The 11918-nt window shown below is 41.4% G+C and carries 8 protein-coding genes; 4 read left to right on the plus strand and 4 right to left on the minus strand.

Features of this window, described 5'->3' with window-relative positions; genetic code table 11:
* Positions 1-45: 45 nt before the first annotated feature.
* Entirely contained in the window at positions 46-1605 is a 1560-nt protein-coding gene (gene purH / locus PseudUWO311_RS11975; protein WP_142655460.1) for a bifunctional phosphoribosylaminoimidazolecarboxamide formyltransferase/IMP cyclohydrolase, read from the minus strand.
* A gap of 129 nt (positions 1606-1734) precedes the next feature.
* The gene (locus PseudUWO311_RS11980) at positions 1735-2412 is read right to left on the minus strand and encodes a glutathione S-transferase (RefSeq protein WP_142655461.1); all 678 of its coding nucleotides are present in this window, start codon (positions 2410-2412) and stop codon (positions 1735-1737) included.
* A gap of 241 nt (positions 2413-2653) precedes the next feature.
* Here PseudUWO311_RS11980 and PseudUWO311_RS11985 point away from each other — a divergent pair, with 241 nt between their 5' ends.
* From PseudUWO311_RS11985 to PseudUWO311_RS12000, 4 genes are all read left to right on the plus strand, one after another.
* A complete protein-coding gene (locus PseudUWO311_RS11985; protein WP_223807547.1) occupies positions 2654-3937 on the plus strand; it encodes a BMP family protein in 1284 nt (427 codons plus the stop codon).
* 128 nt (positions 3938-4065) lie between these two features.
* Positions 4066-5568 (plus strand): ABC transporter ATP-binding protein, encoded by a 1503-nt coding sequence (locus tag PseudUWO311_RS11990; RefSeq protein ID WP_142655462.1) that lies wholly within the window; start codon positions 4066-4068, stop codon positions 5566-5568.
* Positions 5561-6631, plus strand: a complete 1071-nt coding sequence (locus PseudUWO311_RS11995) for an ABC transporter permease (RefSeq protein WP_223807548.1) — start codon at positions 5561-5563, stop codon at positions 6629-6631. The genes PseudUWO311_RS11990 and PseudUWO311_RS11995 overlap by 8 nt, the downstream gene beginning before the upstream one ends.
* 231 nt (positions 6632-6862) lie before the next feature.
* Entirely contained in the window at positions 6863-7828 is a 966-nt protein-coding gene (locus tag PseudUWO311_RS12000) for an ABC transporter permease (protein ID WP_142655463.1), read from the plus strand.
* Between the two features lie 54 nt (positions 7829-7882).
* Here the strand turns inward: PseudUWO311_RS12000 and PseudUWO311_RS12005 are convergent, their stop codons facing one another.
* Both PseudUWO311_RS12005 and PseudUWO311_RS12010 read right to left on the minus strand, forming a co-directional pair.
* Entirely contained in the window at positions 7883-11347 is a 3465-nt protein-coding gene (locus tag PseudUWO311_RS12005) for a response regulator (RefSeq protein WP_142655464.1), read from the minus strand.
* A 60-nt stretch (positions 11348-11407) separates the two neighbouring features.
* A complete protein-coding gene (locus PseudUWO311_RS12010; protein ID WP_223807549.1) occupies positions 11408-11917 on the minus strand; it encodes a hypothetical protein in 510 nt (169 codons plus the stop codon).
* Between the last annotated feature and the right edge of the window lies 1 nt (position 11918).

Below are 11918 nucleotides of genomic sequence, written 5' to 3' on the forward strand. Positions count from 1 at the left end.
CGTTATAAAAGCAGGGGCAATTCATGAATTGCCCCTGCTTTTTGTTTAATGTAAGAAATGGCGAACGCCTGTAAATACCATAATTAAGCCAAGCTCATCAGCTGCCTTGATCGAATCGGCATCACGCATACTTCCTCCTGGTTGCACGATCGCAATAATTCCTGCGGCTGCGGCAGTTCGCACAGAGTCGTCAAACGGGAAAAAGCCATCACTAGCTAGGAATGCTCCTTTCACCTTCTCGCCTGCTTGATCGAGAGCAATTTTGATTGAGCCAACTCGATTCATTTGACCAGCGCCAATGCCAATTGTAGTGCAGTCTTTAGTAATGGCGATCGCATTAGACTTGACATGACGACTAATTTTCCAAGCAAAAATCAACTCCTGCAACTGTTCTGGGGTTGGCTGCTTTTCAGTCACAACTTTCCATACATCAGGATTAACTGCTTCATCATCAGACTTCTGGACTAGCATCCCTCCAGAGATCGTCTTCACTGTCTCATGGGAACCATGCTTAAGATCAGATAGAACTAGCACCCGTAAGTTTTGCTTTTTCCCCAGAATTGCTGCCACACTGGGGACACATGCAGGAGCAACGACACATTCTAAAAATGTTTTATTTAAAAGCAGCGCAGTTTCTTCGTCAATCGGACGATTAAGGGCGACAATACCTCCAAAAGCAGAAGTGGAATCTGCTTCAAAAGCTTTTTGATAAGCTTCGGCAATAGTAGGTGCGATCGCAACTCCGCAAGGGTTGTTGTGTTTGATGATTACCGCACAGGGGAGATCGTCACTAAATTCAGCGATGATGCTCCGTGCTGCTTCTAGATCGAGCAAGTTATTGAAGCTGAGTTCTTTGCCTTGCAATTGTTGGGCAGCAGACCAACCTTTGGGCGTTGCACCAACTTGATACCATATGGCGGGTTGATGGGGATTTTCACCATAACGCAAAGGTTTAGGATTATTGCATAGCAAAGTATAGGAAGAAGCGAGCGTATTCGGTAACCCTAGTGCTGCTTTCTGTTCCTTTTCTAAATAATCAGCGATCGCTTTGTCATAGGATTGTGTATGTTGAAAAGCCGCGATCGCTAGTTTTTTGCGAAATTCTAAGGTTGTTTCGCCATTATTCGCTTTTAGCTCCGCCAGAAATTCTGGATATTGGCTAGGACTGGACAATACGGCAACATGATTATAATTCTTTGCCGAGGCGCGAATTAGAGTTGGGCCCCCAATATCGATATTCTCGATCGCATCTTCGAGGGTGACATTGGGCTTTGCGATCGTTTCTGTAAATGGATAAAGATTAACCACCACAATCCGAATTGGTTGAATCTCATTGTCAGCTAGGTCTTGCTGATGTTCAGGTAGTTCGAGTCTTGCAAGAACCCCGCCATGAATTCGCGGATGCAGGGTTTTCACTCGTCCACCTAAAATCTCAGGTGCGCCTGTATAGTCGGAAACCTTGGTAACTTCAAGCTCAGCCGCTTTGAGTGCCTTGGCAGTTCCACCACTACTAATTAGTTGAAAGTTATAGTTGGTCGATAGTTCGCGGGCAAGGTCGAGTAGTCCTGTTTTGTCAGAGACACTCAAAAGCGCAAGGGGTTTCATAAAAAGCTCCATATTCGTTATTAGGAGGATGGCAACACAAAGTGTTGTCATCCTCCTGTACCATTTTATCGCATTATTAAAACCAAAAATTGTTTAGGCGGGCTTCGCCCACCCAAACAATTTTTGGTTTTAAGGAGTAATCACGATCGCTTCTTGATCGGATGTCCATACAGGAAACTTTTGCATCACAAGTTCGAACATGGCGCTAGTTTCATGCCACTTCAACCATTGTTGCAAGCGCTCATAACAACTCGATAGGAACCAATCTATATCCACATTGGCAAGCTGTCGTACAAAAGGGAAAATCGCAATGTCAGCAAGAGTTTGCTGATCACCAATTAAAAAAGCTTGAGCTTCACCAGTTAGCGATCGCGACTGAAGTTGAAGTTCTAAAACTTGGAGAAATTCTTCTGCTTGTTGACGATAATCTTCCTGCGATTTTTCAGGGAATCGGTTTGGGTACTTATAGCGATCAAGGGCAAGTTTAAACTCGCGATCATTGGTATTGATAAGCTGTTGTGCGATCGCTAAAGATTTTTCTGGCAAATCTTTCCAATTGAGGGGATCATGCTGCTCCAGCGCCCAATGCATAATATCGAGACTTTCTTCTAAAACAATAAAATCTTCCTCCATAAAAACCTGCATCACTGGCGTTGTTCCCTTTGGCGAAATATCGAGCATCTCTTTGGGTTTATTTTTTAAAGTAACTTCTCTAAGTTCATAGCTAACACCAGCATAAGCAAGAGCCATTCTTGCGCGAATTGCATAGGGACAACGCCTGAAAGAATAGAGGATTGGAAGATGCATATACCTAAACAAGAGATAATAATTAGCATATGTTATTACTTACAGAAATCCGTGAGCAAGAGAATCACAAGAAATTTGTTAAAAGTGTTGCTTTGCTCCACTTTTAACAAATTTCTTGTTTCTGGGCTTCATGTAAAGCGTTGCAAAAACTGTAATTAGCAATACCTTTGTCTCATGTGCGATCGCCTTAAATACAATAGTAAAAAGGTATAAAATATCTAAAATATAACTACATTAATTTATGGGAATACTCACTAATAAGGTTTCTTCTATAGTTTCTTTCAAGCTTTTATGGGCTGCCATGCTAGTGGGAATATTTGCTGGAGCTTGTAACAGTACTCCCACAGCTCCTACAGCTTCAACCACTGCACCAACTACAGCAACTACTGCGGCAACTACAACTGCGACCGATGCGAAAGAATTTAAAGCAGCGATGATTTTAGTTGGGCCGAAAAATGATTCTGGTTGGAACCAAGGTCATTACGAAGCCTCAAAATATGTAATGGAGAAGCAATCTGGCATCCAGTTTGACTATGTAGATAAAGTCAACCCAGGCGATCGCCCAAACGTCAAAGCCTCTCAGGTGGCTGACGATCTTATTGCTAAGGGTGCAAAGCTAGTAGTTTTCAATTCTGACGATTTTAAAGATGATGCCCTAGAAACCGCGAAAAAGCATCCTAATGTGTCCATAATTCATGCAAGCGGTGACTATGCTTGGAAAGAAGGCAAAAATTTCAAAAACCAGAAAAACATTAGCAACGTCATGCCTCAAATTGAGTATGGCCGAATGATCTCTGGATGCGCAGCGGCTCTCAACTCAGAGACAGGCAAAATCGGTTTTGTGGGGCCGTTAATCAATGACGAAACCCGCAGGCTAGTATCAGCAAGTTATTTGGGAGCTAAGTATTGCTGGCAAACCTACCGCAAAAAAAATCCCGAAGATTTGAAGTTTAAGGTGGTTTGGATTGGCTTCTGGTTCAATATTCCTGGACAGACCCTTGACCCGACTAAGGTCTCTGATGATTTTTACAACAGTGGTTTTGATGTGGTGATGAGTGGTATTGATACACCTGAAGTGGCGGTGCAAGGAAAGAAAGCTGCTGAAGCTGGCAAGAAGGTCAAATATCTACACTACGGGCTCAAAACTGGCTGTAATGCTGCTCCAGAAATTTGTATTGGAGTTCCCTATTACAACTGGGGCCCAGCATATCTCGATCAAGTCAAAAAGGCTAAGGAAGGTAAATTTACAGGAGAATTTATTGCCGCAACGCCTAATTGGAAAGACTTGAATAATCCTGACACTTCAGGAGTGGGATTTGAGAAAGGTAAGGCTTTGACTCCAGAAGGCGACAAGTTCTTGACGGAATTTATTACTGGTTTGGGAGATGGCAAGATCAGTCTTTTTAAGGGACCTCTGAACTATCAAGATGGGACTCCTTTTCTCAAGGAAGGAGAAACTGCAACTCCACAGCAGATTTGGTACTTTACCAGCTTGCTACAGGGTATTGAAGGCGCTAGTAAATAAGGTATGAATTACCCCCTTTAATTCCCCCTTGCAAAGGGGGAAAACTAGAAATCTTGTTCCCTCCCCTTTGCAAGGGGAGGGTTAGGGTGAGGTAAATTTTAAATGAGAAAAAGCCTTATGGAATAAACATGAAAGTTGAACTAAGCCATATTTATAAATCCTTTGGGAATGTCAAGGCAAACCATGATATTTCCATGACGGTTGAGGCTGGAACTGTATATGGTATCTTGGGCGAAAATGGCGCAGGAAAAAGCACTCTATCTAAAGTCCTGAGTGGATTTATTACTAAGGACTCTGGCAAGATTGTATTAGATGGAATGGAAGTTGACATTAAAACTCCTGCGGATGCCATCTGCGCAGGAATTGGGATGCTGCATCAAGATCCTTTAGACTTTCCTTCTCTATCGGTACTTGATAATTTCATGGCTGGGAGAAGTACTTTAGGCAAAAAAAGAACTAAAACTAGCAACGATCGTGGTGATTTAATTAGAGAACTTCGGCAGCTATCCGCAACTTTTGGTTTTGACTTACCTCCTAACGATCGCCTAAGTAATCTGACTGTAGGAGAGCGTCAGCAGTTAGAAATACTTCGACTTTTGTCTCTTGGAGTCAAGACTTTGATCCTTGATGAGCCAACAACAGGTATTTCCGCATCCCAAAAAACTGCTTTATTTACAGCGGTCAAGCAATTGGCTGCGGACGGGAAATCGATTATTTTTGTATCGCATAAATTAGAAGATGTAGAAGAACTATGCGATCGCTTGATGGTAATGCGTCAGGGTCAAGTAATAGGAGAAGCTGAGGTTAAAGGTCGAGAATCTAATGAGTTAGCATCGTCTTTAGTGGATATGATGTTTGGTCGAGAGCTAGCCATACCCGCAAAACATGAGATTAACATTCAGCAAACGGAACCCGCTTTAGTAATTCAGAACTTGCAGATTGATGGCGATCGCTTAAGTTTACAGATTGATAAATTAACGGTTAATGAGGGCGAGGTGATCGGGCTGGCGGGATTGGAAGGCAATGGACAACAATTGCTATTGCTAGCCTGTGCTGGTTTACTCAAGCCGAACGCTGGCAAGATTCGCATTAGTGATGTGGATATGACTAGTCGCGCCTATAGTAATTTCTTGAAGGCAGGAATTGGTTATTTGCCAGCCGATCGCTTACAGGATGGTTTGATTCGCGGTCTATCAATCCATGAGCATTTCATGTTGCGTCAATCGCATTCAGGCTTTTTAATCAATTGGCGGGATACACGCAAGTTTGCACATGAGGCAATCGAGACTTTTAATATTCGTGGGAAACCCTCTACTAAGGTTGAAAGATTATCGGGAGGTAATCAGCAGCGCACCCAAATATCACTTTTACCAGATCATTTAAATCTACTATTAATGGAACAGCCAACCAGAGGATTAGACATCGAATCCACCCTATGGATTTGGAAACAGATGATGGCACGTTGCGAAAAAGGAATGATGATTTTATTCACATCTTCCGATCTTGATGAGATTTTGCAATATAGCGATCGCATTCTCGTATTTTGCGGCGGTAAAGTCTCACAGCCCATTGATGCGAAAACTTTAACAGTCGATAAACTAGGTCAAGCGATCGGAGGAAAGTTTGCATAGTCCCTTACAAAATTTCTCACAAAATCTTCAAATTCTCAAAAAATTCCCTAAAGTCGTCTACTTTCGGATTGGGGCTTTTGTGGCGGCGTTATTGTTCATTGCGGCGGTGATCTTGCTATCAAGTGGCTCACCACCTCAAGTCGCCATGGGCATGTGGAATGGGGCTTTTGGTAGTAGCGATCGCTTTGCTAGAGTCATTTCTACCCTTTGTCCTTTATTACTTGCCTCCTGCGGTTTGATTTTTACCTTTACCGCAGGTTTATATAACTTAGGTATCGAAGGTCAAATTACGGCGGGTGCGATCGCCTCGACATTATTGCTCAGACTTATTCCCGAAGGGTTTCCCCCTGCGATCGCGATTGCGTTTGCCATATTATTTGGCATTGTTGGCGGCGGCTTATGGGGCTTACTAACTGGACTGCTGAATATCTATGGCAAAGTCAGCGAGATTTTTGCTGGTTTGGGCATGAACTTCACCGCACAGGGATTAGCTCTTTATCTAGTCTTTGGCCCGTGGAAGCGATCGGGAGTTGCCTCAATGAGCGGCACTGAGCCATTTAGCGATGCCTTAGCTTTACCTACTGTGGGCAATACGGATTTTAGTCCGATCGCTTTAGCGATCGCTATATTTGCTTTGATTGTAACGGCGATCGCAATTAGAGCTACTTATTTTGGGTTGAAGCTAAAAGCGGTGGGTAATAATCTACGGGCAGCTCATGTGTTGGGAATTCCTGCGATCGCGCAAATGCTGAGCAGTTTTGTCATCTGTGGTGCATTAGCTGGTATCGCTGGCTCTTTGCAAGTAGTCGCGGTATTCCATCGACTCATTCCCAATGTTTCTAGCAATTTAGGATTTTTAGCTTTGCTAGTAGTCATGCTGATTAATTACAATCCCTTTTTGGTTTTGCCGATCGCATTTCTATTTAGCTCTCTTAATGTTGGTAGTTTGGAATTACCGCTATCTCTAAGTCTAGATTCTTCTCTTTCTGGGATTATTCAAGGAGCATTGCTACTTTTCGCTATTCTTGGCGAAGGTTTAGCAAAGTTATCCAAAGAAACATGATCTTTCTAGACAATTCGGAGGGGCAGGTTTAGACAAAATTTAACGTGTTAACCACAGATTTATTGCAAAACCTGCCCCTACAGGGATATTTATAAAAATCACCAACCCAGATGTAAGGGCAGGTTTAGACAAAATTTAACGTGTTAACCACAGATTTATTGCAAAACCTGCCCCTACAGGGATATCTACAAATATTTCAATGAATTCTTAAATTAATTCAGTCATAAATTCATGGATATAATTACAATTCTGGCTACAGCGATCGCAACTTCAACACCTTTAATTTTTGCCAGTATTGGCGAAACTATTACCGAACGAGCAGGCGTGATCAACCTATCTGCCGAAGGCACAATCATGATGTCAGCGATGACAGGCTTTGCGGTAGCGAAGTTCTCTAATAGCTTGATATTAGGATTTGCATCGGCGGCGCTAGTTGGCGCTGCGATCGCATTAGTCGTTGCAGTTGGCGCAATTACCCTAAAGCAATCTCAAGTGTCAATTGGATTTGTATTGGCTCTGATGTGTAGTGATTTATCTTCTTTTTTAGGTAATCCCGTTGTCAGAGTTGAGGGAATTACGGTTCCGAGCTTTAAAATTCCTGTTTTAGAGAGTATTCCTGTTTTTGGGAAACTCCTATTTCAAAGTGATCTATTAGTCTACAGCAGCTACATTTTAATTCTGGGTTCATGGTTCTATTTCTATCGTACCCAAGGCGGTTTGATCCTACGGACAGTGGGTGAACAACCATCTGCGGCTTTTGCTAGAGGCACTAATGTGATTAAAATGCGTTACATCTATACGCTCCTCGGTGGTGCATTAATGGGGATCGCAGGAGCCGCTTTCTCGTTAGATTTTAAAGCTGGATGGAGCCACCGCCACACCGCAGGTTATGGCTGGATTGCCTTAGCGATCGTCATTTTTGGTGGTTGGAATCCTCTGCGTGTAGCCTTAGGAGCATATCTATTTGGAATTTTGCAATCTTTAGCTAGCGTCGCTCAGAGTGCCATTCCTGAAGTGCCGACACAGGTATTTAATACGGCTCCATTTGTATTGATGATTATGATGTTGGCGCTGACTTCAGGAGAATGGCTCGATCGCTTAATATCAGCCTTGCCGCGATCGCTTAAACAAGGGATATTAAATACAGTCAGAACTACACCACCTGCGTCATTAGGAAAAGTATTTGATCAGGACTAATACCAAAACACAAAATGGCTAAGCCATTTTGTGTTTTGGTATTAGGTAATTGATTTACAGCGATCGTACGTTATTGACTTTGATGTATTTTAATAGCGATCGCTCGATATCTTTGATATTAATTGGCTTACTCATATAGTCATTCATTCCCGCGCTCATACAGGCTTCATAATCTTCTGGCAGAGCATCAGCCGTCAGGGCAATAATCCAAGGCTGAGTTTGTAATGATGAACTTTGACGAATCGCTCTAGTTGCAGTTAGTCCATCCATGACAGGCATCTGCACATCCATGAATATGATGTCATAGGCTAGATTGGACTCCTGATCGGCTATGATCTCCACGCATTCACTGCCATTATTAACAGCATCAGCCTGACATCCTAGTTTTTTCAACATGAGGACAACTATTTTTTGATTGATAATATTATCTTCCACGATCAAAATTTTGACAGGAAACTTCTCGAAATTGATTTTATTCTCATTGGATAGAGCGGCACTAAGATTATCATCAATTGCTTTAACTGTTGGAATTGCTCCAATTACTGGTAAGACGATCGTGAAATGGAAAGTGGAGCCTTGAGTATTATCGTTAGATCTGATTACCCAATCTGGTGGAGGATCGCCACCGACATTACCTCGACTTTCTACCCAGATCGTTCCGCCCATTATTTCTACAAGTCGTTTCGAGATTGCTAAGCCCAGTCCAGTGCCCCCAAACTGACGGTTAATCGAGGCATCGGCTTGAGTAAAAGGTTTAAAGAGTTTGTAAATGCTATGGCGATTGATGCCAATTCCTGTATCTGTGATCGAGAATCTAAATTCGTAGGTGTTAGCTGTTATAAACTTACGGTTATAGCTGATGGAAATATAGCCTTGTTCAGTAAACTTAATCGCATTACCAATTAGATTGATCAGGATTTGTCGCAGCCGTGATCTATCTCCTATAACGGTAGTTGGGTTTATACTATTAACGTGGCATTGCAGATTAATACTTTTGTCAGAAGCCTGTTTGTTTAAGAGATTACAAACAGCATTGATCGTATCTTCAAAGTTCAATTCTTTCTGCTCTAGCTGGAGATTTCCAGATTCAATTTTCGAGAAGTCTAGAATGTCATTAATTATCGTTAATAAAGCATCTCCACTATCTAAGATAACCTTTACAAAATCCTTTTGGTCTTCATTCAAGGGTGTAGTAGATAGCAGTTGCGCCATGCCAAGAACTCCATTCATTGGCGTACGGATTTCATGGCTCATATTGGCAAGAAATTCACTCTTAGCTTTATTGGCAGATTCGGCTAGTTCTTTGGCTTTCTCTAATGATTGTTCAGCGAGTTTGCGTTTTGTAATATCTCGGCAAATGCAAAATTGTAAAATATTATTATCCCAATCGACAGAATTGGCGCTAATCTCAATATCACAGATCGATCCATCTTTTTTACGATGTTGAGTTTCAAACAGGACTTTTTTTCGCTGAAGTTTAAATTCTTGAATTCCCTTATCTAATTCTTCTTTTGTCCATCTCACATCAATATCATAAATACTGAGATTAGGTATTTCTTCTAGAGAATAACCAAGCATCTCGGCGAAACTTGAATTACACTCAACAAGATTTCCCATACTATCAATGATCACAATTCCATCAAAAGAATTAGTTAAAAGTGTTCTATTATAGATTAATTGTTTCTCAAGAGTGATTTCTATCTGTTTGCGATCGCTGATATCTGAGACAGTTCCATACCAAGCCGTATCTCCATTTTTTCGCCGCTCTGGGCGGAGATTACTACATAGCCATTTAATCTTGCCAGATGGGGTAATGACTCGCCATTCGTGCTGCAAGATTGATAGTGTCTCAAGACTAATGCCAACAGCTTCCCATACATTCGCTACATCATCAGGATGAATCTGCTCAAAACAAAGTTGAGGATTTTGCATGACTTGTGCAACTTTTAACTCATGAATCTCCTCAAAAGCTGGACTTAAATATTCAAAACAAGCAGAACTATTTGCATGTTGCACAAAAATCTCGATAATCACTGGAGATGACAATGCTACTTTTTTGAGTTTCTCCTCACTTGCAAATAAGGCAACTTCAGCGCGACGGTGATCGCTAATATCACGGACAACTACAACAGCAGCGTTATTATCTATTGGGATTACTCGAACTTCCTCATAGTGCACCCCGTCACTAGCCTGATAAGTTTGATTGATGGTTAACATTTCCCCAGAAGAGACAGCCTGCTGAATTGTTTGAAGTTGATTTGTCGCAAGTGTTAATGGCAGGAGATCTACAATATTCTTCCCAATCGAATGAGTATGATCGGGAATGAAATCATAAGAAGGTTTATCCTGTTTGGATTCAAGATAAGTACCATCTATACTGATTAAATTGATAATGTCTGGAATCCCATTTAATATTGAACGCAACTTATGCTCACTAGCTTGAAGTGCGGATGTCTTATTTTGGACTTGTATCGTTAAAGAACCATTCAGGTTTTGAAATTCCTGATGGATTTCAGCCTGTTGAATTGCGATCGCTAATTGCACCGATAATTGCTTAAGCAACTTAATTTCATGGTCTTCCCAATCACGGTTTGTAGAACATTGATGAACAATCAGTAATCCCCATAAAGTTTGATTGTTCTGGTGATTATTTGGCTGATTATTGAGTTGTTTATTTGAAACTGAACTATTAATACTTAGAGGTTCAGCTAATAGAATTGGTAAAACAACATTTGCCTGAACCTGAAAGCCTTCCAACATCTGCACATGGCATTCCGAAAAATCAGCGCTATGTATATCAGAAGCAGCAAAAAACTTGCCATCTAAGTAAGCGTTCACTTGCGCTTCAGAAAGACACATACAACCATTATCAGACTCAATGTTTAGACAAGAAGAAAAAGGCGGAACTACTGCCTCAGCAATAATTCTGCGGCTCATAACCTCATCAAATTTATAAATAAGCGTGCGATCGGTTTGGAGAAATTTACTAATTTCTTGAACCACAGTCTGACAAATATCTTCTAGATTAATAAACTGAAGAGTATTTTGAGCGATTTGAGAAACTAGCTCTTCCCGTCTGCGAGACTGCTCTAGTTGGCGGTTTAGGCTAAGGTATTCAAGTAAGCTACAGATACTCCGTTGTAATGAATATTTGGTAATATCATCTTTAGTCAAGTAGTCATACGCCCCCAAACGCATTGCGCTCACAGCATTTTTTGCATCTTCACTTCCAGTAATCATGATTACTGGAAGTTTGAGATCTATTATCTGTTTACTTGACTTACTTTGAATATCGACACGAATAGTCTCAACTAAGACTATGCCATTGCCATCAGGCAAACCGATGTCAATTAATACAACATCAGGGCTTTGTGATCGCCATAATTCCAATCCTTGCTTAAGAGTTTCAGCTTCTAAAATACGATAGCTATTTTCGGGATCACATTCTATATAGTTACGACAAAGTAAGCGATCGCTTTCATCATCATTCACTATCAAAATAGTTTTCGCATTAGACATAGCTTAAAAACTCATTTCGCAAGATCTTAACACGAAATTTGCAGTGCTTTTTTAGGGTAATTAATGTGGTTTTACAGTATAGTCATCAAGAATTTCTCTTCCTCGCCGAGTAAGCGTTTCAGAACCTTCTAGCATGAGCAAGTATTGTCCGCGCTCTAAACAACTACGACAGGAAATAGACAGGCTACTTTTAAAAAACCAGCCATATAAAGTACCAATAACACCACCAATGAAGATCCCAATCAGTCCAGAGGTTGAAGCGATTGTCAATAGAGCTTGATGCCATTCAAGATTGGGCAATTTGATATTGAAGATCAGATACAAGATAATGCCCATTACGGTGCTAATTACACCTACCCAAAACATTCCTCGCTTGGCATAGCGCCACGCTGTGAAAGTGGGATTAAATAAGCCCACACTATCGGGGCTGCTATAACCTTTTCCGACCAGAGCAAGATGCTCTGGCGAGATGCCATGACATTGAAGCAATCGATATGCTTCAAAAGCTGAAGATTCGTCAGGTAAGACAGCAATCATCAGTCGAGAATGTTTAGAGCGTGTGTGAGTCACA

This window comes from Pseudanabaena sp. UWO311 (assembly GCF_006937785.1).
In the GTDB taxonomy this organism is placed as follows: domain Bacteria; phylum Cyanobacteriota; class Cyanobacteriia; order Pseudanabaenales; family Pseudanabaenaceae; genus Pseudanabaena.